22 protein-coding genes are annotated in these 22,278 nt (G+C 42.0%); 10 read left to right on the forward strand and 12 right to left on the reverse strand.

What is annotated here, in order from left to right:
* Nucleotides 1-2: 2 nt before the first annotated feature.
* Nucleotides 3-317, forward strand: a complete 315-nt coding sequence (locus CO230_RS06635; RefSeq protein ID WP_122027878.1) for a DUF4286 family protein — start codon at nt 3-5, stop codon at nt 315-317.
* Here the strand turns inward: CO230_RS06635 and CO230_RS06640 are convergent.
* A complete protein-coding gene (locus CO230_RS06640) occupies nt 314-1,348 on the reverse strand; it encodes an acyl-CoA reductase (RefSeq protein WP_122027879.1) in 1,035 nt (344 codons plus the stop codon). The genes CO230_RS06635 and CO230_RS06640 overlap by 4 nt on opposite strands.
* 79 nt (nt 1,349-1,427) lie before the next feature.
* Complete coding sequence (locus tag CO230_RS06645; protein ID WP_122027880.1) at nt 1,428-1,916, reverse strand: CinA family protein; 489 nt, start codon at nt 1,914-1,916, stop codon at nt 1,428-1,430.
* 90 nt (nt 1,917-2,006) lie between these two features.
* Here CO230_RS06645 and CO230_RS12540 point away from each other — a divergent pair, with 90 nt between their 5' ends.
* From CO230_RS12540 to CO230_RS06685, 8 genes are all read left to right on the forward strand, one after another.
* A complete protein-coding gene (locus CO230_RS12540) occupies nt 2,007-2,420 on the forward strand; it encodes an FAD-dependent oxidoreductase (RefSeq protein ID WP_122027881.1) in 414 nt (137 codons plus the stop codon).
* Between the two features lie 5 nt (nt 2,421-2,425).
* Nucleotides 2,426-3,508: an FAD-dependent oxidoreductase gene (locus CO230_RS12545; RefSeq protein WP_410492875.1), complete on the forward strand. Its 1,083-nt coding sequence runs from the start codon at nt 2,426-2,428 to the stop codon at nt 3,506-3,508.
* Nucleotides 3,509-3,515: 7 nt separating this feature from the next.
* Nucleotides 3,516-3,746, forward strand: coding sequence for a hypothetical protein (locus CO230_RS06660; RefSeq protein ID WP_122027883.1), 231 nt, complete (start codon nt 3,516-3,518; stop codon nt 3,744-3,746).
* 286 nt (nt 3,747-4,032) lie between these two features.
* Complete coding sequence (locus tag CO230_RS06665; RefSeq protein ID WP_122027884.1) at nt 4,033-4,383, forward strand: 4Fe-4S binding protein; 351 nt, start codon at nt 4,033-4,035, stop codon at nt 4,381-4,383.
* A 78-nt stretch (nt 4,384-4,461) separates the two neighbouring features.
* A complete protein-coding gene (gene serC, locus CO230_RS06670; protein ID WP_122027885.1) occupies nt 4,462-5,526 on the forward strand; it encodes a 3-phosphoserine/phosphohydroxythreonine transaminase in 1,065 nt (354 codons plus the stop codon).
* A 15-nt stretch (nt 5,527-5,541) separates the two neighbouring features.
* Nucleotides 5,542-6,501 carry a D-2-hydroxyacid dehydrogenase gene (locus tag CO230_RS06675; RefSeq protein ID WP_122027886.1) on the forward strand — a complete coding sequence of 320 codons (960 nt, stop codon included), beginning with the start codon at nt 5,542-5,544 and terminating at the stop codon, nt 6,499-6,501.
* A gap of 7 nt (nt 6,502-6,508) precedes the next feature.
* Nucleotides 6,509-7,753: a DUF1015 domain-containing protein gene (locus tag CO230_RS06680; protein WP_122027887.1), complete on the forward strand. Its 1,245-nt coding sequence runs from the start codon at nt 6,509-6,511 to the stop codon at nt 7,751-7,753.
* Nucleotides 7,754-7,801: 48 nt separating this feature from the next.
* Nucleotides 7,802-8,158: a diacylglycerol kinase family protein gene (locus CO230_RS06685; RefSeq protein ID WP_122027888.1), complete on the forward strand. Its 357-nt coding sequence runs from the start codon at nt 7,802-7,804 to the stop codon at nt 8,156-8,158.
* 67 nt (nt 8,159-8,225) lie between these two features.
* On the opposite strand, the gene CO230_RS06690 is transcribed toward CO230_RS06685, so the two are convergent.
* From CO230_RS06690 to CO230_RS06710, 5 genes are all read right to left on the reverse strand, one after another.
* Nucleotides 8,226-10,169, reverse strand: a complete 1,944-nt coding sequence (locus CO230_RS06690; protein ID WP_122027889.1) for a prolyl oligopeptidase family serine peptidase — start codon at nt 10,167-10,169, stop codon at nt 8,226-8,228.
* An 88-nt stretch (nt 10,170-10,257) separates the two neighbouring features.
* Complete coding sequence (gene lpdA, locus CO230_RS06695; RefSeq protein WP_122027890.1) at nt 10,258-11,649, reverse strand: dihydrolipoyl dehydrogenase; 1,392 nt, start codon at nt 11,647-11,649, stop codon at nt 10,258-10,260.
* An 85-nt stretch (nt 11,650-11,734) separates the two neighbouring features.
* Complete coding sequence (locus CO230_RS06700; protein ID WP_122027891.1) at nt 11,735-12,364, reverse strand: DUF305 domain-containing protein; 630 nt, start codon at nt 12,362-12,364, stop codon at nt 11,735-11,737.
* A 103-nt stretch (nt 12,365-12,467) separates the two neighbouring features.
* Nucleotides 12,468-14,897, reverse strand: coding sequence for a thiamine pyrophosphate-dependent enzyme (locus tag CO230_RS06705; protein WP_122027892.1), 2,430 nt, complete (start codon nt 14,895-14,897; stop codon nt 12,468-12,470).
* Nucleotides 14,898-15,058: 161 nt separating this feature from the next.
* Nucleotides 15,059-15,268: a hypothetical protein gene (locus CO230_RS06710; RefSeq protein WP_122027893.1), complete on the reverse strand. Its 210-nt coding sequence runs from the start codon at nt 15,266-15,268 to the stop codon at nt 15,059-15,061.
* Nucleotides 15,269-15,599: 331 nt separating this feature from the next.
* Between CO230_RS06710 and CO230_RS06715 the strand changes: the two genes are divergently transcribed.
* Nucleotides 15,600-17,180, forward strand: a complete 1,581-nt coding sequence (locus tag CO230_RS06715) for a helix-turn-helix domain-containing protein (RefSeq protein ID WP_162989996.1) — start codon at nt 15,600-15,602, stop codon at nt 17,178-17,180.
* Nucleotides 17,181-17,262: 82 nt separating this feature from the next.
* On the opposite strand, the gene CO230_RS06720 is transcribed toward CO230_RS06715, so the two are convergent.
* The 5 genes from CO230_RS06720 to CO230_RS12580 all read right to left on the reverse strand — a co-directional run bounded on the left by CO230_RS06720 (nt 17,263) and on the right by CO230_RS12580 (nt 22,278).
* Nucleotides 17,263-17,508, reverse strand: coding sequence for a putative signal transducing protein (locus CO230_RS06720; protein WP_122027895.1), 246 nt, complete (start codon nt 17,506-17,508; stop codon nt 17,263-17,265).
* Nucleotides 17,509-17,617: 109 nt separating this feature from the next.
* Nucleotides 17,618-18,952 carry an L-lysine 6-transaminase gene (gene lat, locus CO230_RS06725; RefSeq protein WP_122027896.1) on the reverse strand — a complete coding sequence of 445 codons (1,335 nt, stop codon included), beginning with the start codon at nt 18,950-18,952 and terminating at the stop codon, nt 17,618-17,620.
* A 35-nt stretch (nt 18,953-18,987) separates the two neighbouring features.
* The gene (locus tag CO230_RS06730) at nt 18,988-20,568 is read right to left on the reverse strand and encodes an aldehyde dehydrogenase family protein (RefSeq protein ID WP_122027897.1); all 1,581 of its coding nucleotides are present in this window, start codon (nt 20,566-20,568) and stop codon (nt 18,988-18,990) included.
* A 116-nt stretch (nt 20,569-20,684) separates the two neighbouring features.
* Nucleotides 20,685-21,224: a GNAT family N-acetyltransferase gene (locus CO230_RS06735; protein ID WP_122027898.1), complete on the reverse strand. Its 540-nt coding sequence runs from the start codon at nt 21,222-21,224 to the stop codon at nt 20,685-20,687.
* A gap of 10 nt (nt 21,225-21,234) precedes the next feature.
* Nucleotides 21,235-22,278, reverse strand: a complete 1,044-nt coding sequence (locus CO230_RS12580) for a bifunctional transcriptional activator/DNA repair enzyme AdaA (protein WP_122027899.1) — start codon at nt 22,276-22,278, stop codon at nt 21,235-21,237.

The following is a 22,278-nucleotide window of genomic DNA, read 5'->3' on the forward strand; positions in this document are numbered from 1 at the left end:
TCATGAGTGTTTTAAGCATCACCTTCCATACCCCTGCAGACCTGATTCCGGCCTGGACCGTCTTTATAGAGAATGACCTGCACCAAATGGCCGAAAACCTGATGGATGTGGAGAAATACATCCTCTCTGAGGTACAGAGCGACATGATCAATGAGGGTAAAAACACCAATCTGCTGCTGGTATTTGCCGATGATGAAAAGCGGGAAGAGTTCCTAAGTCTGGAGCTTAAGAATATCATCGAAAGAATGGAAGGCAAGTTCGGGCAGGATGTAATGGTCTTCAAAACACTGCTTGACCCTGTAAAATCGCGCTTTTAGATCACTTCAAGAAATCTCATCGTATCCACATGGTCGGCATAGGTGGATAAACCGGGCTGCTGCGCTTTCCCCAACGGCACCGTCTCGAAACCTAGATCTACGTTGCTTACCACCGCCTGGATGTCATTTTCATGTTCCGCCACGAATGCGCGCACTTCACCCAGATCATTGTACCGTGAAAAATTGATTACTGAGAGTGGCGAGAACAGCTGCTCATCTTCTTTCAGCATCACAAAATTATTGTCCCAAAATTTCTCTTGATTCAACAGATATACCGCACGGTTGTATTCGTAATTGTTGGCGTATTTATGGTGATTGATGACCTCTTTAAAGTTGATGAAATTTTCAAAAAGCCGTGAGATTTCAAAGTTTTCCGGAATCAGGAGTCGCGTCACATTCCGACAACCCAACCCGAAATAGCGGAAGATGTCTTCCGCCAACAGTTTCAGTTCATCGTCGGTTTCATCTCCACCCAATACAGCTATGGAAGTGCGATTTTTACGGATAATGCTTAGATAATCCTTAAAATAATACTCCAGATATCGGGCGGTATTGTTGCTGCCTGTAGCGATCACCGCATCAAAATTATCGAGTTTTTCAACAAACTCATATTTTACGTTTCCACCAGAAAATTCCTTCCATTTTCCCATGAGAAACGGCAGTAACTGTCTGTCCTTTGACGACGGCTTGATTACCGCGGTATGATTGCTTAAGACAACAGCCAATACATCGTGAAAGCCCACCATAGGGATGTTCCCGGCAAGTATGAGGCCGACACGTTTACTGGTCTGTGGCACTTTATAGGGACTCAGCCAGGCATTCAGTTGAGATTCCGTAAGCAGATTTGCCCAACTTTCAAGTGCATGACGTTGGTTTTCCTGCGTAAACCAAGGATTTCCAATCTCAGATTTTCGGAGTAAGGCTGCCAAATAATCTTCCTCTGAAGTGTATTGATGCGGTTCTTTCTTCAAAAAATCAACAAAAAATTCTCCTAAACGGCAAAGTCCTACAATCTGCTGGTGTCTGTTCATAACTGATAATAAGTTGCAAAAATAGGATAATCACCGCAACTTTAGTAGAAATTCAGGATAGTTTTTGCACCGGCCATCTTTATGTAAGCACTTCAAGCAACGCATCAATGATTTTTATCGCATAAATCTCCTGGTTTTCAGCTAAGGATTTATTCTTTTCCCCCATAATTTTTCTTGACAATACTGTCTTGCCTTCTTTAGCGATTGAAATGTAAGCAAAACTGTTATTGATGCCTTCTTCAGGGATAGGTTCAGCGTATCCGGTGATGGAAATACCAAGCTCTGCATTAAACTTCCGTGAAATCTCCAGCGCCATTTTTTCAGCAATATCCTTAGAGACCGAGTTGCATTCTTCCGCAAAAATAGGATTGATGTTCAACTGCTTGGCTTTTTGGCCTTCATTATAGGCAGTTAGGCCGCCCTGAAAGAAAGCCATGGAGTTTTCTGCCTGTGAAAAAACAGTCTGCAGAAGGCCAGAAGTACAACTTTCAGCCACCGCCAGGGTGAGTTTCTGTTTACGCATCTGCACAGCGACTTGGGCAAGGTTTTTGTTATCTTGAAAATTCATCGTAAAAAGCTTTTAATTCTGCTCTGTGAAGGTTTTCACAAATTTGATTGAAGGTGATTTTACACAAAACTTTAACAAAAACAATTCCAAATGAATAGAGACGGCTATAACAAAAGTATCTGGGAAAATGTGAAGTTTGCCCCACAAAATACAGCCTATGAACTCGAAATTTACGACACTGTTATTGTAGGTGCAGGCATTACCGGACTTACCTTGGGGCTTGAACTGCAACAGCGTGGCCAGCGGTGCCTTATTCTTGAGCAACAAAACATTGGTTTCGGTACCACTGGTGGCACTACCGCGCACATCAATACCTTTTTTGATGAATCTTATGACCGGCTTATCAGTAAATTTGGTGAAGATAAAGCACAGACGATCGCGGATCATGCGGTGAAGGTACCTGAAAAGATTAAACAAATCATACAGCAACACCAGATAGATTGTGAATTTGATGTATGTAAATTTTACCTTTTCAGCGCTGAAAAAAACAGGACAAACAACTAGAAAAGATCCTCGAAGCGCATGAGCAGTTGGATGTACCATCACGCAGCGTGGATGAGATTCCGTTTACTGTACCGTTCCGTAAAGCGATTGAGATCGACGGGCAGGCACAGTTCCATCCCCTTAAATACATCAAAGGTCTCGCCGCTGCATTCGTTGAAAAAGGCGGTAAAATAAGAACCGAAGCCCGCGTTGTAGAACACGAAGCCAAAGAACAATACATCCAGATCGCGTGCGCAAATGCAACCTATCGTGGTAAAAACTTGGTTTGGGCCACACACATACCGCCAGGGATGAACCGTTTCAGTGCCCTCACCGCTCCCTACAGAAGTTACGCACTGGCCGCGAAATTAGCCACATCACCGGCACAGATGGCACAGGCCGCTGACCTGTACGATCTTTACCATTACTTCCGGTATCATCAGGCTGAAGATGGCTATTATCTGATCGTAGGCGGTTTCGATCATAAAACAGGTCATGAAGATGATACTGAAAAACCTTTTGATGACCTCGTTAACTATGCCACAGAAAATTTCACTTTCACAGAAATCGTATCGAAATGGTCGTCACAGTTCTATGTTCCGGTAGATGGTTTGCCTTATATCGGTAAAATGCCCGGGGAAGAAAATATATTCGTGGCTACAGGTTATAACGGAAATGGCATGACTTGGGGTACCCTAGCCGGAAGCATACTGGCTGATGTGATTTTAGGTAAAGAGAATGAACTTGGCGACATTGTTTCTCCAGACCGAATTGAAGTTACCGCCAGCGCCAAAGAATTTGTTAAGGAAAATGCAGATGCTGTTTTCCACCTGATCCGTGATCAATTTACCGCTGATAACAAAAGTGTTTTAGAGGAACTGCTGCCAGGCGAAGGCAAAGTCATCAATTATAATTCGCAACGGGTGGCCGCATACAAAACCGAAAAAGGAAATCTCGAACTTGTTTCGGCTGTTTGTCCACACATGGGCTGTATCGTAAACTTTAATAATTCAGAGAAAACATGGGACTGCCCTTGTCACGGGTCACGTTTTAAGACATGTGGCGAACTGATTACAGGACCCTCATTAACCGGACTAAAAGAAATCTAAAGCACATATGGAAAATTCAGAATCAAAAACCGCCCGAGGGATGACCACGGTGATCCCCGGTAGAAACACCACCGTACATCATGGTTTGGGTACCACCAATATTATCGTTTCACTGTATAATGTGGCTACCGGCAACGAGCTGAATAGTGGAATTACCATCGTGGATGAAAACAATGTCTTGATTACCACGGCCAGTGGCACACCAGAGGAAATAAAAGTAGTCGTTATCGGCTTTTAGACACACCGCAATGCAGAACCAAATGAAAAATTATCATTTACAACTTATAAAAATGAAATTGACGATGATAAACCGTTAAAAGTAATTCTAATTAATAATTTATCCTTTTTTAAACATTTATAATAGGCCACGGAATCTTCTGTGGCTTTTTAAGTAAAACCCTGTATGTCAGAGATCATATTGCCACAATGTTATGTTAAATGAAATCCTCATATTGTACAATAAATAGACAATAAAGCAGGGAATTTTTTTTATCTTTGTGCAAATTTAAAAACATACCATAGCAATGGCTATCAAAATAACTGATGAATGTATAAACTGTGGTGCCTGTGAGCCAGAATGTCCTAACAATGCGATATACGAAGGCGCGGTGGACTGGAAGGCCTCTGAAGGGACAGCACTGAAAGGAAGAGTGGTGATGAAGTCCGGACTTACCATTGATGCTGATGAGCCACAGGAACCAGTAAGCGACGACATCTATTTCATTGTCACCGATAAATGTACCGAATGTATAGGCTTCCATGAAGAGCCACAATGCGCAGCGGTTTGCCCGGTAGACTGTTGTGTGCCCGATGAAGACCATGTAGAGTCTGAGGAAAGCCTCTTGAACAAAAAAGCTTTCTTACACGGAGAATAATACTTCCGCTCACTCATTGTGGGCGTTTTTTATATCCCAAAAACACATATTAACGATAAACAATTTTATGCCTAACCTATGAATAAAATTCATAATTTCAGTGCAGGGCCCTGCATTTTGCCGCAGGAAGTGTATGAAAAATCAGCGGAAGCTGTTTTAAATTTTAACGGAAGCGAGCTTTCATTACTCGAGATTTCCCATCGCAGCAAAGATTTTGTTGCGGTGATGGATGAAGCGCGTGCCATCGTAAAAAGGCTGATGAAGCTCGGCGATGAGTATGAAGTGCTTTACTTGGGCGGTGGCGCCAGCCTTCAGTTCCTGATGGTCCCCTTCAACCTGTTGAAAGCCGATGGTGGAAAAGCCGCGTATCTGGATACGGGTACTTGGGCCGCCGGTGCAATCAAAGAAGCCAAATATCTCGGGGATGTCGATGTAGTTGGTTCCTCAAAGAAAGACAACTACGCTTACATCCCCACAGATTATATCGTAGGCAGCGGGTATGATTATTTTCATTGCACTTCAAACAATACCATCTACGGTACGCAGATGAAAGAGTTTCCGGAAGTGGATACCCTTATGGCCTGCGATATGAGTTCCGATATATTTTCCCGCAAAATAGATTTTTCAAAATTCGACCTCATTTACGCGGGTGCCCAGAAGAACATGGGGCCAGCAGGTGTCACCCTTGTTGTCGTTAAAAAAAGTATCTTAGGAAAAACAGGGCGCACCATTCCGTCTTATCTGAATTATCAGTTGCACATCGAAAAAGAGTCTATGCTGAACACCCCACCGGTATTCCCCGTATATGCATCGCTGCTCACCTTGCAACAGCTCGAAAAAAACGGGGGAATTGCCGCTGCGGAGCAACGCAATATCGCAAAAGCCCAACTGCTGTACGATGAAATCGACCGTAATCCTTATTTCGAGACTTTCTGTCGTAATGAAGACCGTTCACTCATGAACGTTTCATTCAAAATTACCGATGAGTCGAGAAAATCCGCATTTGATGAAGCCTGGAAAGCGGCCGGAATTAGCGGCCTGAACGGTCACCGCAGCCTAGGCGGTTACCGCGCCAGCCTTTATAACGCGATGCCTATTGAAAGCGTGCAGGTGCTGGTGGACGTCATGAAAAACTTTGCATAATTATTACTGATTTTTATGAAAGTTTTAGCAAACGACGGAATTTCCGACTCGGGCAGGATTGCCCTTCAAAACGCAGGAATTGAGCTGATAGACACCACTGTATCCCAAGAACATCTGGCGGGTTTCATCAATGAGAACCAGGTGGATGTACTGTTGGTTCGCAGCGCCACTAAAGTACCGGCAATACTGATAGACGCTTGCCCTACCCTGAAAATCATTGGACGTGGTGGCGTTGGTATGGATAATATCGCGGTGGAACATGCCATTGACAAAGGTATTTATGTCATCAACACGCCCAAAGCATCGTCAAGATCTGTAGCAGAACTGGTATTCGCGCATTTTTTCTCCCTCGCAAGATTCCTTCATGAATCTAACCGACTGATGCCACTTGAAGGCGACACCCATTTCAAAGCCATGAAAAAAGCATTCTCATCAGCTGTAGAACTGGAGGGTAAAACGCTTGGTGTCATCGGGTTTGGTGGGATCGGTCGCGAAGTGGTTAAAATGGGTATTTCGCTGGGAATGAAGGTAAAAGTCTTCACCCGAAAGCCACGCACAGAAACCGTTTCCATCAGTTTTTTCGATGGGCAGCAAGTTGATTTCAACATCACTTCCGGCAACGACTGGGACGAGTTTCTGGCCGACACGGACTTCATCAGCATCAATACACCAAAATCCGAAGAGTACATTCTCGACACCCCACAATTCATGAAAATGAAAGACGGTGTTTTCATCGTAAACGCGGCAAGAGGCGGAGTTTTAAATGAAGTCGCGTTGCTCGATTTTATTGATAACGGGAAAATCGCAGGAGCTGCACTGGATGTTTTCGAGAACGAACCTGCGCCGGAGTTGCCTTTACTGATGAATCCCAACCTCTCCTTATCACCCCATCTTGGTGGTAGCACCCGCGATGCACAGCAAAAAATAGGTGCCGAACTCGCAGCACAAATCATTGAATTAAAACACAAACTTTAGTTATTATATGCCAACCTTTAAGCCGTTCCGTGGAGTAAGACCCAGCGAAGATTATGTTGACGTATTCCCTACTCACCCGCTGGATAATTTTTCACAGGAAGAAATTAATAAAAAAGCCCAACTGGAATCCTCTTACATACAAATGATTAAACCGTATGTAGTAAGCAAATCAAAAGATATAGACCGCAACCTGCGCAAGATCCGTACAAATTTCGAGGAATTGCTGGGTGACAAAAAACTGGTACAGGACAACTCTTCCTATTACCTCTATGAGCAGGTTTTGCCTAACAAATCTGTGTACCGCGGACTGCTAGGTCTTGTAAGCGTGGATGATTTCTGGAATGGGAAAATCAAAAAACACGAATCTACACTTACCCACAAAAAAGAAAAACTTGCATATTATCTGGAAAAAGTTAACATCCAGGCAGAACCGGTATTGCTAACTTACATGGCCAATCCAAAAGTGGAACTGCTGATGAACCATGAAGAGAAAAATGTACCTATACTGAATTACGTGGATGACAGCAAAGTACGCCACAAAGTCTGGAAGATTGATAACCGCCTGAAAATGCAACAGTTCAAGGAAGTTTTGGAGCAGATTGACTCCTTCTACATCGCTGATGGACATCACAGGATTGGCTCTACCGCATTGAATGCCAAAAACCAACAGGCAAAAAACAAAAAACATACAGGGACCGAACATTATAACTACGTGTTCAGTTTCATCGTATCAAACCAATCCATTAAAATACACGATTATAACAGGTTGTTGGATGATCTTAGTGGCCTTTCGGAAGAAGAATTTCTGTCGCGTATTGAAGAGAACTTCTTGATTCATAAAAAAGGTGAATCTCCTTACTATCCTTCGCAGAAATTCCATATCTCCATGTATTTAGGGGGCGAATTTTACTCTTTACACGTAAAACACGACCTCAGGAAAAAGATGAGCGAAATGAATGACCTCGACCATTTTCTGCTGGAGGAGTTTATTTTTAAAGACATTCTGGGTATAGAAGATCCTAAAACTACCGATAAAATCACCTACATCAAAGGAGACTCCAGTGTGAAAGGAATTATTGAAATGAAAGAAAAAATAGATTCAGGCTCACATAAAGTTGGTTTCGGCATTTATCCGGTGAGTTTCAATGATTTACGAAAAGTTTCTGATAAAAATATTAAGATGCCTCCGAAGTGCACTTACATTGAGCCTAAACTGGTAACCGCCCTCATCATGTACGATATGAAACAATAAATACTTCTTTCCGCTCTTTTGGGAGCGGCTTTTTAATTATATAACTGTATGAAAAAACCGTCTTTTTACCGAAGTGTACAAAATGCGCTGCGTGGTGTAGGTGTAATGATCTGGAGTGAAAGAAACTTTCAGATTGAAGTTTTGGCTTTGCTGCTGAATGTTTTTCTGATAATATTTCTAAAGCTGTCAGCTACACATTCAGCAATGATCCTGTTGGTTTGCTTTGCCGTTTTAAGTGCCGAAATGCTCAATACAGCTATTGAAAAGCTATGTGATTTCGTACATCCAGATTTCAGCAAATCTATAGGTATCATTAAAGATGTGGCTGCCGGCGCTGTCGTTCTTTTAGCCTTCATTTCGGTAATTGTTGGGGTTTTGATCTACTCACAATACTTTTTTATTTAAGAAAATCTTAGATATTCTACTAAAAAAAGCCATTTCACAGGAAATGGCTTTTATTATTTTATTGAAATTATTTCAGCAGGTATTCTTCCATGAAGCGGATGACTGCTAAACGCTGGAAATCTACATTCTCTTTCTTCCGGAAGCCATGGCCTTCGTTTTTCGCCTCCAGATACCACACGGTGTTGCCCTGGGCTTTCAGTTTGTCGCGCATCTGTGTAGCTTCGGTTACTGGCACGCGCGGATCATTCGTTCCCTGGATGATGAACATGGGTTTTTTAATTTTATCGGTGTTGTTTAATGGCGCAATTTTCGTGAAGAAGGCGCTCATTTTAGGATCGCGTTCGTCACCGTATTCTACCCTTCTCAGGTCACGGCGGTATTCTTCGGTGTTTTTCAAAAAGGTATTGAAATCTGATATTCCTACAATATCTACAGAACAGCGGATCTTATCGGCATACTCATACGCTGTAGCCAAGGTCATAAAGCCGCCATAACTTCCGCCCATGATCATGATCCTGTCCTTGTCGAGTTCAGGTTGTTTCGCAATCCAATCAAGCAAGGCACCGATGTCTTTTACAGAGTTCATACGGTTAAAGCCATTATCACTCGCAAGATATGTTTTACCGAAACCTGAAGACCCGCGGACATTAGGGTAAATAAGTGCTACGCCCATTTCGTTTGTGTAGTAATTACTAGAACCTAACGAGGATGCCATCGACTGTCCTTCCGGGCCACCGTGGATGTTGATGAGCACCGGTCTTTTACCCATGAATTTTTTAGATACAGGATAATAAAAACCAGTGATTTTCATATTATCGAAACTGTTCCATTCAATGAGTTTTGGCGCAGACATGTCTGATTTTTGCATTTCACCCTGCTCACTTTCTGTCCATCGTTCTATTCTGTTGGTTGCGAGGTCGAGGCGGTAAATATCCGCAGATGAATCATAAGTGGATTGGGAGAAAAACAAGGATTTTCCGTCAGCAGTGAATTCGAAATTATTTACAAGACCGATAGGCAAGCCTTTGATCTCTTCATATTTTTTAGTCGCTGTATCCATCAGATACAGCTTGTTCAGGCCGCTCTCATTGGTTTCAAATACAATTTTAGCACCGTCTTTAGAGAGGTTATAGTTAGAAACCTCCCATGGGATGGCACTGGTAAAATAATTGATTTTCTTTGTTTTGAGGTTAAATGTAGCCAAACGGTCAAACTCATTATCACGGTCGGTCACAAACCAGATTTCATCAGTATTTTTACTGAATTTGGCACTTCCCTGAACGATTTGTCTATCGTTCCTGTTGGTAATAGCTTCAAGTTTTTGGGTTTGGGTATCGAAGAGATAAAGATGCGATTCGTTAGCAGAAACATACTCTCCGATTATCAGTTTCTTGCCGTCTTCTGAAATATCATTAATGCCCCAGCCGCCGCCTTTTACCTGAAGTACGAGCTTTGTTTCGGCTGGTTTCAGCGGATTCATGAAATAGATGTCGCGGTCGCCGCCATTTCTTTTCGTAGATGAAAAATAAAATCCGGAACCGTCTTTTCTCCATGTGATTCCACCATTTTGCGACCTGCCGCCATCGGTAAGCATGGTAGATTCCATGGTTTTTAAATCGAGTTTAAAAAGTTGCCCGAACTCATTACCACCGATATCTTTAGTGTAGATCAGATATTCGCCTTTTGTAGGTTCATATTCGGCACCATTTACCGGCTCGTCGAAGAAAGTAAGCTGCTTTCTAGCGCCCATCGGTTGTGAAAGTCTGTGAAGCTGGTTGGTTGATGCAAAACGCGTCACCATAATCAGTTCCTGGCCATTTGGATGAATGGCAGTGAAGTTGGCACCGCGGCTTTCAGAATATTTTTTTATTTTTTCGCTCAGGCTTTTCGGGATCGCCGGGATGTTTTCCGCGATAAGATTTTCATTGGGCACAATGACATCATTTTTGGCTTGCGCAAAAAGCACGGATCCGGAAAATAAAAGTACCGGGAAGATATACTTGTAATTCATGAATTAATTTTTTGTTAAGATATGAATTTTATCAATAAAAAAAACCACAGAAAAATCTGTGGTTTGTATCATATTCAATAATGAACGGTTAGATGTGGATTACTTCACCATAAGCAGCCGCCGCAGCTTCCATGATCGCCTCAGAAACGGTTGGGTGCGGATGAATCGCCTTGATGATTTCATGACCGGTAGTTTCAAGTTTACGTGCAACGACAGCTTCTGCAATCATATCGGTAACACCTTCACCAATCATATGGCAGCCAAGCCATTCGCCATATTTCGCATCAAAAATCACTTTGATAAATCCATCGGTATTGCCATTTGCGGTCGCTTTACCACTGGCTGATAACGGGAATTTCCCTACTTTAATTTCATAACCTTTTTCCTTGGCTTGTTTTTCAGTAAGACCTACTGAAGCTATTTCGGGACTGCAATAAGTGCATCCTGGGATGTTGCCATAATCTATCTTTTCTACGTGCAAACCTTTAATTTTTTCCACACATGTAATCCCCTCTGCAGAAGCTACGTGGGCAAGTGCCTGGGTCGGCAGGATGTCTCCGATGGCATAATAACCCGGAACGGAAGTTTCGTACCACTCATTCACCAATACACGGCCTTTGTCGGTTTTAATACCTACTTCCTCAAAGCCTTGGCCTTCAATATTTGCGGCTATACCAACTGCGGAAAGCAAGATATCAGCCTCTAAAGTAACATTACCATTTGCTGTTTTTACATTTGCCTTCACGCCATCGCCTTTTGTATCTACGCTTTCAACAGAAGCATTGGTCATGATTTCGATGCCTGATTTTTTCAGGGATTTTTCAAGGTGTTTTGAGATTTCCTCATCTTCTACAGGAACGATGTTCGGCATAAATTCTACGATTGTCACTTTAGTTCCCATCGCATTATAAAAATCCGCAAATTCTACCCCAATCGCGCCAGAACCTACGACAATCATGGATTTTGGCTGTTGTGGTAAGCTAAGTGCTTGGCGGTAACCAATTACTTTTTTACCATCCTGCGGCAGGTTTGGCAGTTCGCGGGATCTTGCGCCGGTTGCAATAATGATGTGCTGCGCGCTATATTCTGTCGCTTTACCGTCTTTATCGGTAACGCTTACTTTTTTACCTTTCTGAACTTTGGCCGTCCCCATGATCACATCGATCTTGTTCTTTTTCATCAGGAAAGAGATCCCACCGCTCATTTTGGTGGCAACACCGCGGCTGCGCTGTATGACTTTGGAGAAATCGAAACCGGGGTTTTCAACAGGATTGAGTCCATAATCTTCCGCATGTTTCAGATAATTAAAAACGTGCGCTGATTTCAACAATGCTTTGGTAGGAATACAACCCCAATTGAGACAAATACCGCCTAAATTTTCTTTTTCGATGATAGCGGTTTTAAAACCTAACTGTGAGGCTCTGATGGCGGTTACATATCCACCGGGACCACTGCCGATGACAATAATATCGTAGTTCATGAATATTAAATTTATGCGAATTTACGTAAAATTTCCCACTGTTGACATAGTTACAGTGATTTCAAAGGCGCGTTGACGGTTGGTCTTAATTACGGGAAAGCCAATTTTGCAGGAAGGTGATTTCTTTCTGCTGTGCAGCGACGATTTCTTTTGAAAGTGCGAGTAATTCGGGTTGCTTACCGTATTTCAGATACACTTTTGCCATGTCAACTGCACTCTGGTGGTGCGGGATCATCTGTGCCGCATAATCTTTATCTAAATTGTTATGAACTTGGGGTTTTGCGTTCATCATCGGTGCCATCGAAGCCTGTAATTCTTTCTGGAAAGCGGCGTTGTCCGGCGATTTTTCTTTAAGATCATCGAAGCGGTCCATCAGGTCTTTTTCTTTTGTTTGGCTCTGTACCACTTTTTTTGCGAAATCCTTAAGTTCCTGGTTGGTGCCTTTTCTCAGCAGTATTTCAGAGATTTCAATTGCGCCTTCATGATCTTCGGCCATCATTTCCGCAAAATCGGCATCGTTATTCCCAGTGGGTTGCTTGGTATGCATATCCTGCATCATCTCTTGCATTTCCTGTAAAATCTCATTTGATTGTGTTTTGCCGCTGGTTGTAGGTGTACTGCTTACATCTTTAATATCGGCCTGACCAGATTTTGGCTTGTTATCACATGAAACCAAAAAGAACGCAAGTGTTGCTGTTAAGAATAGTTTTTTCATAATGTTTTTTCATACGCTTCTACAAAAATGATGCTGCTTTGATACTTGTGTAAATATCACAAAAAAGCGACTCCCTGAGTCGCTTTGCTTTTCTTCGATCCAATTAAATTTTCGGAAACTTCTGTGGATTGTTTTCATGAAACATGGTATAAATTTTCTCAACCATATCATCCACACTTGGTTTACTGAAATAATCTCCATCGCTGGCGTAAGCCGGACGGTGATTTTCTGCACTGATGGTGAGCGGATCTGCATCCAAATACCTGAAAGCTTTCTGTTTTTCCATGACTTGTTGCAGGATAAACGCTGATGTACCGCCTTCTACATCCTCATCAATAACAACCAGTCGGTTGGTTTTTTGAACGCTTTGTGCAATCTCATGTGTTAAATCAAACGGAATGAGTGACTGAACATCAATGACTTCGGCGGAAATACCAATTTTTTCGAGTTCCTCGGCCGCTTCCATCACGAGTCTCCATGTGGAGCCATACGTTACTAAGGTTACATCTTTTCCTTCCTTTGTAATTTCAATTTTACCTACAGGCACGGTAAACTCACCTAAATTTTCAGGTTGTTTTTCTTTAAGACGATAACCGTTGAGACATTCTACAATCACAGCAGGCTCATCGCTTTGCAGCATTGTATTATAAAAGCCGGCAGCTTTAGTTAAATTACGCGGTACAAGTACTAAAATCCCTTTTGAAAGATTGATTATACCTGCCATTGGTGAGCCGGAATGCCAAACCCCTTCAAGTCTGTGGCCACGTGTACGGATAATTACGGGTGCTTTTTGCCCGCCACGTGTTCTGTATTGTACTGTGGCCAAATCATCGCTCATACCTTGAATACAATATAAGATATAATCAAGATACTGTATTTCCGCAATAGGTCTGAGGCCACGCATGGCTAAACCAATGCCCTGACCGAGAATGGTAGCTTCACGGATGCCGGTATCTGCCACGCGAAGTTCGCCGTATTTCTCCTGCAAACCTTCCAGACCTTGGTTGACGTCGCCAATGTTACCTGCATCTTCACCAAAGACGAGTGCTTCAGGATATTTTTCGAAAATTTTATCAAAATTATTCCTTACTACAACTCTGCCATCCACCATTTCTGAGTTTTCTGCAAAAACAGGTGCTACTTCTTTTATATTAGTAGCTTTCCACTGAGATTGTGAGTACAGGTGAGAGGAGTAATTATCTTTCTCTACAGCAAAAATTTCATTGTATAGATTTTCAAGTGCTGCTCTTTCCGCGGAATGGCTGCCACGTGAAATAAACAATGATTTTCTCACCAAATGGAAAATATCTTTTTTTGCGACAGCAATAAGTTTCGTGAATTTTTCCAATTCTTCTGCAACGCCTGTATGCTGAGATTTCAGGTCCTCTATCAGTGGTAATACCCTGTTTTTAAGATCTAAAATTGGTTTCTGATAATTTTCCCAGGCTTTTTTCTGTCCTTCTTTCACCAATTTTTTTGCTTCTTCATCAATGCGGTCAAGTTCTTCCGCGCTTGCCAGCACTTCTTCATTTCCTTCAATATCTATAGAATAGTCCAGAATCCATTCACGGAATTTTCTTAACCCATCAAACTCACCTTCCCATTTCAGGCGGTCTTCATTTTTGTATCTTTCGTGAGAACCAGAAGTTGAATGTCCTTGAGGTTGGGTAACTTCTACCACATGAACTACCACGGGTACACTTTCTGTTCGGGCAAAATGCTCTGCGCGCGCATACGCATCTAGCAGTGATGGATAGTCCCAGGCCTTTACCTGAATAATTTCGCAACCCTGGTTTTCGCCTTCTTTTCGTTGGAAACCTGAGAGCATTTCTGCAATGTCTGCCTTAGCACGCTGGTTCTGTGTAGGAACCGAGATTCCGTAGCCATCATCCCAAATCGACACTATCATGGGAACCTGTAATGCACACGCAGCATTAAGAGATTCCCAGAAATGACCTTCAGCAGTAGAAGCATCACCAATGGTTCCGAAAGCGATTTCATTACCGCCGTTTGAGAATTTCTCGGATCCTTCGAAGTGTACAGTTTTATATACTTTAGATGCCATTGCCAATCCTAGCAATCTGGGCATTTGGCCCGCGGTGGGCGAAATATCTGAAGAAATGTTTTTTTGCTCCATCAGGTTTTTCCAAGAACCGTCTTCATTTAAACTTCTGGTAGCATAGTGGCCGTTCATTTGTCGGCCTGCTGAAGCTGGTTCGCGTTCAATACTGGTATCTGCGTATAATTGTGCGAAGAAACTTTCTATAGTTACAGCGTCTATGGCCATCGCAAAAGTTTGGTCGCGGTAATATCCGGAACGGAAATCGCCATTTCTGAAAACTTTTGCCATTGCGAGCTGCGGAAGTTCCTTGCCATCGCCAAAGATGCCGAACTTGGCTTTGCCGGTAAGCACCTCTCGCCTACCTAAATAAGACATTTCGCGGGAAATCCTGCCGAGTTTATAATCCTGAATTACTGAAGTCCTGAAGTCCTGAAAAGAAATCTGTTGCGTTTCTATGTAGGTGCTGTCCATATAAAAGTGGTTATTTTTCAAAGATACGAAAATAATGAAAGTTGAATAAACTATACTGGAAATGCTGAATTTTATTTACTGCATAAAAAAGGTTCTTCCGCGACGAATCACGGAAGAACCAAACACAAATGATGAAAAAAAATATTATAGTTTAGGTGGTTTTATTTTCTTGGCGGTGGTAATAATTCGCCGTCTGCTTCCAATGGTGCTGGTGTAGCTAACTCTGTATTGGCATTTAATGCACTGTTAGGATCTTGTATTTTCTTTAATGTTGCTATTTCTGTTGGTGATAGGACTTCATCTGACTGTCTGCAGGAGTTTAATGTTAATGTAGTAAAAACTGCTGCTGCGATAAGGGTTAAATTTTTCATGCGTTTAATTTTTACAAATGTATGCCGGTTGATAGGTATATAGCAAAAAATTAAACAGGTGTTTTTTAAAAAATCACACCAATTTTATAAATTAATTAATAGGATTTCCAAAAATTGCACTATTATTGTAAAACAAATGATTGAAAATGATTTATCTATCTGTTAATCATTTTATTACGACAGTATGCAGCTGAAAATTAGTTATCCAATTATACTCCTGATTTTTTTATTTTCATGTGTTTTTTATAGCTCACAAGACCTAAAAAAAGTGACTTTGACCAATGAAGAAATTGAAAAAAGGATTGATTCAAATAATAATGATTCTGTGCAAATGTGGAATTTAATAAATCTCTACATTTCAAAATCAAAAAAAGAAAAAAACCTCGAAGCATTATTCTATGCATATCGTTATGGAAGCATAGCAGGTAAATTCCCGACAAACATAAAATATGCTGATAGCGCATTATCTGTAGCGAAGAATTCAAATCTAACAAAAACTTTGATTGATGCTTATTTGAACAGAGGTAATATCAATATGGCAGAAGAAAATTATCAAAAGGCTTTAGAAGATATATTAAATGCGAATAAACTCTCACAACAAATAGGTAACGAGTATATTTATAACAAAACTATATATATAATTGCTCAGAATAAGATATATTTAGGACAATATGAAGATGCTAAAAAGGAACTAGAGGTTTGCTTAACGTTTTTTAAGAGTAATTTACACAACAAAACAGCGCTTGGGAAAAATTATGAGATGTATTACCTCTATTCCCTGATGAGTTTAATAGATTCTAATACAAAACTTGGTTTATTTCAAGAGAATAGAATACATTTAGCAGAAGCTTTCCAGTATGTGAAGAATAATAATCTTAATCAGTACCTTCCGTATTTCATAACTTCTGAAGGACTTATAGCTTACTATTCTAAAGACTACACTACGGCAATCTCAAAATTGTCTGAAGCTATCCGGCTGTATAATGACCAATGGACGCACATTACCGAAATTTACTATCTCGGGCTTTCCTACTGGCACACCGGAAAAAAGCAGCTTGCCATTAAATACCTGGAAGAAATCGATAAACATTATACCAAAACTAAAAAGCTTGATCCACAGTTCCGCTCTGCGTACGAAATCTTAATTAAATATTACACCTCTACCGGTAATACCGATAAACAGCTTGAATACATTAACAAGCTGATGTACCTCGACCGTTCCTATGAAAAAAATTATAAATATCTCTACCAAAGAATCGTAAAAGAATACGATACCAAGAAACTGGTAGCAGAAAAAAACCGTATTGAAAATACCCTTCAGAACCAACGCATCATGTTTGTGGGCGTATTAGTGGTGATTGTGGGTGGTTTTGTATTTTTTGGCATCCGGATTTACCGCGAAAAACAGAACTATAAAAAAAGATTTGAAGAAATCCTCGCCCATCAGAGTGCGGAAACTCCGCAGGAAGAAACCGTTGCGACACTCAACTCGCTAGATTTGCCTCAAGAACAGAAGTTCGATTACGAATATTACAACAAAATCCCAGGCTTGAATCCCCTGTTTGTAGAGAACATTCTTCAACAACTTGATATTTTCGAGACTGAAAAAAGATTTTTGGATCCCCAGATTTCACAAAAGTTGCTCAGTGAGGAGTTTGGCACCAATTCTACCTATTTCTCGAAAATCATCAATACCTATAAAGGCAAAACTTTCACCTTATATATTAATGACCTGCGTCTTGATTATATCATCAATCACCTGAAAAATGATATAAAATACATCAACATGGATGTAAAAGAACTTGCTGCCATCGCAGGATTCTCCAGTGCGGAAAATTTCTCATCCAATTTCCGCCGAAAATTTGATATGAAACCTTCGGTTTTCATTAAAATGATGCGCGATAAACTATAAACAACCAACAAAAAAAACCGGAACTAAAAAAAATTAGCTCCGGTTTCTGTAAAACGTAAAATTTAAAACTATGATATAGGTTTTAGGGTTTCAGACTAAGGTCGAGGTCGGACTCTTTTAGGTATTGGTCAATAATTTCAAAAGCTCTTTGCTCATCCTGCAGGTTTACCATCAGGCGGATCGTGTTAGCGGTAGGCGTTGTTGTAAAAGACATATACTTATCATTAGTGAAAGCTGGGATTTGCTGCGCTTCAAGCTTAGATTTTATCAACTGAATTTCGGCAGATTTCTCACTTTCAAACACAGATACTCTCGTTTCTCTTTCCATTTCTTATAATTTTGAGTTATAAATGTATAAAATAAAGCTGGTAAATAAATATTAATTAATATTAAAATTTAAAACTTCATGAGTTATTGACCTTAAATATATAACCATATCAAATTTTATGCAGATTTTCTGCAATTTTATTTATCGCTAACTGAATCTCTTCCTTTGTCACATTCAAATGAGGCCGAAAGCGGATCGAACGCATGCCACACGCCAAAATAATGAGTCCGTCATTATAAAGTTCTTCCCGAAGCTGGTCTCTGGCAGCTCCCGAAGGTAAATCAATCGCACACATCAAACCACGGCCCCGAGCATTTGATACTTTATCCGGATATTTCTGCTGAAGTTCCTGTAGTTTTTCGAGCAAAAATTCACCGACAACTTTGGCGTTTTCTACCAGATTTTCTTTCTCGATTACCTCCAAAGTCAGTTGAAAGCGCAGCATATCGATGAAGTTTCCTCCAAACGTAGAATTGATTCTCGAACTTTCACGGAATACATTCTGCGGCACTTCGTCAAATTTTTCTTTGTTTGCCAGGATTCCACAAACCTGGGTTTTCTTTCCAAACGAAATGATGTCTGGTTTCGCAGTGAAATGTTCAAAAGCCCACATTTTGCCGGTAATCCCAATGCCCGTTTGCACTTCATCGAAGATCAGCAGCACTTCATTCTCATCGCAAAGGTCACGCAAACCGGTGAAAAATTCGTCGCGGAAATGATTATCACCGCCTTCTGCCTGAATAGGTTCAATAATAATACACGCCACCTGACCCGGATTGCTGATAATCGCCTCCTGAATGTGCAGCAGCGCAAGTTGCTCATTTTTAATGGTTTCTTCTAAATTTTCTTCCGTAATCGGGAAATTCAGGTGCGGATTGATGATTCTCGGCCAGTCAAATTTTGGGAAATACTGATGCTTGCGCGGATCCGCCGTATTTGTAAGGCTTAATGTATAGCCGCTCCGCCCGTGAAAAGCCTGTTTGAAATGAATACAGATTCCCGCTTCCTGATCAAGTCCTTTTTCAAAATTCTTACGTGTTTTCCAGTCGAAACATGCTTTCATGGCATTCTCCACGGCTAATGCACCGCCCTCGATAAAGAATGCGTACTGCAGTTCTTTCGGAATCGCCACGCGTGAAAAAACGTCCATAAAATCTGCAAACTCCTGCGAATAAACATCCGCGAGCGTGGGTTTGTTTACGGCCATTCTGCCAAGCCAACCTGATTTTTCCATTAAGTAAGGATGGTTGTAACCGATCGAAGCGGAACCAAACATCGAAAACATATCAAGGAAATCTCGGCCGGTCAGCCTGTCATGAATCCAACTCCCGTGTGATTTTTCAAAATCCATCACGAAGTCGAAACCATCGGCCAGCATGTGCTTACCGAGTGTTTCTTTTACTTTATTTATCGTTTGGGGTTTAGAAGCGATTGCGTCGTTCATAGTTTAAAGTGGTTTTTTAGTTAAATTTTGAATGGTCAAACAGCATCGACTTCATCCTTCGCGTCACCACTCAGGTCGAATTTTATTCCCTGCGCCAAAGGCAGACTGGTCGTATAATTGATCGTGTTGGTTTGGCGTCTCATGTAATATTTCCAGACATCAGAACCGGACTCGCGGCCGCCGCCAGTTTCTTTTTCCCCACCGAACGCGCCACCGATTTCCGCACCGGATGTGCCGATATTTACATTCGCGATACCACAATCAGAGCCTGAATGTGAAAGGAAAAGTTCGGCTTCACGTAGATTCTGCGTCATGATTGCAGAGCTCAAACCTTGTGGAACATCGTTCTGCATCTCTATCGCTTCTTCCAGCGTCCGGTACTTCATGACATATAGGATGGGTGCAAAAGTTTCGTGCTGCACGATCTCAAACGAATTTTCGACTTCCGCGATGCACGGTTTCACGTAACAGCCCGATTCGTAATTTTCTCCATCCAGTACACCGCCTTCTACAGCAAACTTTCCGCCTTCTGCTTTTATTTTTTCAATGGATTCGAGATATTGTTTCACCGCGTCCTGATCGATCAGCGGCCCGACATGATTGCTTTCATCAAGCGGATTCCCTATTTTCAGCTGGCCATACGCCTGAACCAACCGATTTTTCACTTCTTCATATTTGCTTTCGTGGATAATAAGTCGTCTCGTCGAGGTACATCTTTGTCCTGCAGTTCCCACCGCGCTGAAAACCGCACCGATAATCGACATGTCCAGATCTGCATTTTCAGTAATGATGATCGCATTATTTCCGCCAAGTTCAAGAATCGATTTGCCGAAACGTTCGGCCACATTTTTGCCGACTTCACGTCCAACTTTGGTGGAGCCGGTAAATGAAATGAGTGCGATGTTTTTGTCTTTAACCAAAAGATCACCGATCACGTGATCGCCTACGATCATTGTTGAAATTCCTTCCGGCATGTCGTTTTCCTTAAGGACCTCATTCATGATATTCTGACACGCAATAGCGCAAAGCGGCGTTTTTTCTGATGGTTTCCAGATCGTTACGTTTCCGCAGATCCACGAAAGCGCAGTATTCCACGACCAAACTGCAACCGGAAAATTAAACGCTGAGATGATCCCGACGATGCCAAGCGGATGATATTGCTCGTACATGCGGTGTCCCGGCCTTTCGGAATGCATGGTGTAGCCATGAAGCTGGCGCGAAAGTCCAACCGCGAAATCGCAGATGTCAATCATTTCCTGCACCTCGCCGAGACCTTCCTGTAGCGATTTCCCCATTTCATACGAAACGAGTTTACCTAAATCATCTTTATATTCACGTAATTTCAAGCCGAACTGTCGTACCAACTCCCCTCGTTTCGGGGCCGGAATCATGCGGAATTCTTTGAAGGCGGCTTTTGCTTTTTCCACGACATGCGCATAGTCTTGCGCGTTGGCTGTGGTGATTTTCGCAATGAGTTTTCCGTCGGTTGGCGAGTAGCTTTCAATGATATAACCGTTCGCAAAAAACTCTCCGCCGGTGGAAACACCTTTGTTCTGTTCCGAGATTTTTAGGTTTTTAAGGCTTTGTTCAATTCGGTAGTCAGTTGATGTGGGCATTAATATTTAGGTTTTTAATTTCACCTAAATTACAAATTTTTGGCTGACCGGGAAAATTTTACAGCGATTTCGATAAGTAAATGCTTTATATTTTTTAATGATAAATCTGCTATAAATTAAGTTCCTGAAAGAGTCCACTGCTGTGCCGAAATCGTATAGATCACATTAGTTTTGGGTGTTTCACCAAAGTAAGCGATCTCTTCTTCGCCGGTTTTTATCGCGCCCAGTCTTTCTATCGCGATCTGCGAGCGGATATTCTCTTTTCCGACATGAAAGATAACTTTATCCACATATTGAAAAGCATAATCGAGCATTAATTTTTTAACCGCCGGATTAATCTTTTTGCCCCAGGAGTTCCTTCCGTAAAAAGTATAGCCAATCAAAACGGATTTGTCATCTGCATCGTAATCGTAAAAACGTGTGCTGCCCAGCACATCGTTGTTCTTTTTATCTAAAACCAAATAAGCACCCTTACTTTCGATGGCTCCTTTAAAGAAATTTCCGAAAACATCCCTTTTGTAACGGTCCGGGTTTGGGTGCTGAGCCCATATCTCCGGGTCGGAAGCAACTTTGTACAGTCTTTCAAAATCGTCTTGCTGCAACTGAATCAGTTTTAGTTTTTCATTTTCAAGGATGGCAGGTATGGGGAAACTCATGATGTGATGTTTAAAATAATATAGATTTTTCCAGTTCCAGCAGTTTTTGTTTGCGCCATACGCCGCCGCCGTAGCCGGTCAGCAATCCGTTGCTGCCAATGACGCGGTGACACGGAATAATGATCGAAATCTTATTCAATCCATTCGCGTTCGCCACCGCGCGTACGGATTTTGGGCTACCCAAGATATTCGCCTGCTCCTGATAGCTGCGTGTCGTCCCATACGGAATGTTCCGCAAAACTTCCCATACTTTTAGCTGGAAATCAGTTCCTACAGGTGAAAGCGGCACCGTAAATTGCTGGCGGGTTCCTTCAAAATATTCCGCAAGTTCTTTTTCTAAGGTTTTAAAATGCGGATTATCACCCTGCATAATATTGGCTTTAAAGTGCCGCGAAATGTCTTTAAGTTCCGTTGGCAAAGCTTTCCGGTCCGAAAATTCGAGCAGGCAGATTCCGTTTTCATCTGCGCAGGCAATCATCGTTCCCAGCGGCGTTTCGATTCTTTTTAAGTCAATCACCTTTTCCGACTTACCCTGAGAGGGTGCGACACCGAAGATATTCTTAAAACTTTCACCAAAGCCGCTGAGGCTTTCGTAACCACATTCGAACGCGGCGTCGGTCACATGCTCACCGGAATTCAGTTTCTTAAAGGCTGAATTCAGTTTGAACATCCTTTGAAACGCATGGAAAGTAATGCCGTGATGCTTTAAGAACCATCGGCGCACGGCCGCCGGCTCCAGACCGCGCTGCACAAGATCGTAATCTTTGATTTTCAAGGACGGGTCCGCCGAAAGTTCACTCAAAAGCTGCTGAATCGCCGGCGGGGTGCCTTCAGGATTCTCGAGGGGTTTGCAGACTTTGCACGGGCGGTACCCTTTCAGGATCGCTTCTTTGGTATGGCTGAAGAATTCCACGTTTTCCGGTTTCGGTTTGCGCGCATTGCAGGTCGGGCGGCAGAAAATACCGGTCGTTTTTACGCCCATCCAGAAAACGCCTTCAAAGTCAGGGTTTTTATCAAAGGACGCTTGGTACATGAGTTCGGCTGAAAGTTCCAT

The sequence above is a fragment of the Chryseobacterium sp. 6424 genome (assembly GCF_003692615.1).
Lineage (GTDB): Bacteria > Bacteroidota > Bacteroidia > Flavobacteriales > Weeksellaceae > Kaistella.

What these genes read in the sequence shown, in the direction of transcription:
- CO230_RS06635 (WP_122027878.1), top strand. Translation starts at nt 3, where the DNA reads ATGAGTGTTTTAAGCATCACCTTCCATACCCCTGCAGACCTGATTCCG.
- CO230_RS06640 (WP_122027879.1), bottom strand. Translation starts at nt 1,348, where the DNA reads ATGAACAGACACCAGCAGATTGTAGGACTTTGCCGTTTAGGAGAATTT.
- CO230_RS06645 (WP_122027880.1), bottom strand. Translation starts at nt 1,916, where the DNA reads ATGAATTTTCAAGATAACAAAAACCTTGCCCAAGTCGCTGTGCAGATG.
- CO230_RS12540 (WP_122027881.1), top strand. Translation starts at nt 2,007, where the DNA reads ATGAATAGAGACGGCTATAACAAAAGTATCTGGGAAAATGTGAAGTTT.
- CO230_RS06660 (WP_122027883.1), top strand. Translation starts at nt 3,516, where the DNA reads ATGGAAAATTCAGAATCAAAAACCGCCCGAGGGATGACCACGGTGATC.
- CO230_RS06665 (WP_122027884.1), top strand. Translation starts at nt 4,033, where the DNA reads ATGGCTATCAAAATAACTGATGAATGTATAAACTGTGGTGCCTGTGAG.
- serC (WP_122027885.1), top strand. Translation starts at nt 4,462, where the DNA reads ATGAATAAAATTCATAATTTCAGTGCAGGGCCCTGCATTTTGCCGCAG.
- CO230_RS06675 (WP_122027886.1), top strand. Translation starts at nt 5,542, where the DNA reads ATGAAAGTTTTAGCAAACGACGGAATTTCCGACTCGGGCAGGATTGCC.
- CO230_RS06680 (WP_122027887.1), top strand. Translation starts at nt 6,509, where the DNA reads ATGCCAACCTTTAAGCCGTTCCGTGGAGTAAGACCCAGCGAAGATTAT.
- CO230_RS06685 (WP_122027888.1), top strand. Translation starts at nt 7,802, where the DNA reads ATGAAAAAACCGTCTTTTTACCGAAGTGTACAAAATGCGCTGCGTGGT.
- CO230_RS06690 (WP_122027889.1), bottom strand. Translation starts at nt 10,169, where the DNA reads ATGAATTACAAGTATATCTTCCCGGTACTTTTATTTTCCGGATCCGTG.
- lpdA (WP_122027890.1), bottom strand. Translation starts at nt 11,649, where the DNA reads ATGAACTACGATATTATTGTCATCGGCAGTGGTCCCGGTGGATATGTA.
- CO230_RS06700 (WP_122027891.1), bottom strand. Translation starts at nt 12,364, where the DNA reads ATGAAAAAACTATTCTTAACAGCAACACTTGCGTTCTTTTTGGTTTCA.
- CO230_RS06705 (WP_122027892.1), bottom strand. Translation starts at nt 14,897, where the DNA reads ATGGACAGCACCTACATAGAAACGCAACAGATTTCTTTTCAGGACTTC.
- CO230_RS06710 (WP_122027893.1), bottom strand. Translation starts at nt 15,268, where the DNA reads ATGAAAAATTTAACCCTTATCGCAGCAGCAGTTTTTACTACATTAACA.
- CO230_RS06715 (WP_162989996.1), top strand. Translation starts at nt 15,600, where the DNA reads ATGTGGAATTTAATAAATCTCTACATTTCAAAATCAAAAAAAGAAAAA.
- CO230_RS06720 (WP_122027895.1), bottom strand. Translation starts at nt 17,508, where the DNA reads ATGGAAAGAGAAACGAGAGTATCTGTGTTTGAAAGTGAGAAATCTGCC.
- lat (WP_122027896.1), bottom strand. Translation starts at nt 18,952, where the DNA reads ATGAACGACGCAATCGCTTCTAAACCCCAAACGATAAATAAAGTAAAA.
- CO230_RS06730 (WP_122027897.1), bottom strand. Translation starts at nt 20,568, where the DNA reads ATGCCCACATCAACTGACTACCGAATTGAACAAAGCCTTAAAAACCTA.
- CO230_RS06735 (WP_122027898.1), bottom strand. Translation starts at nt 21,224, where the DNA reads ATGAGTTTCCCCATACCTGCCATCCTTGAAAATGAAAAACTAAAACTG.
- CO230_RS12580 (WP_122027899.1), bottom strand. Translation starts at nt 22,278, where the DNA reads ATGGAACTTTCAGCCGAACTCATGTACCAAGCGTCCTTTGATAAAAAC.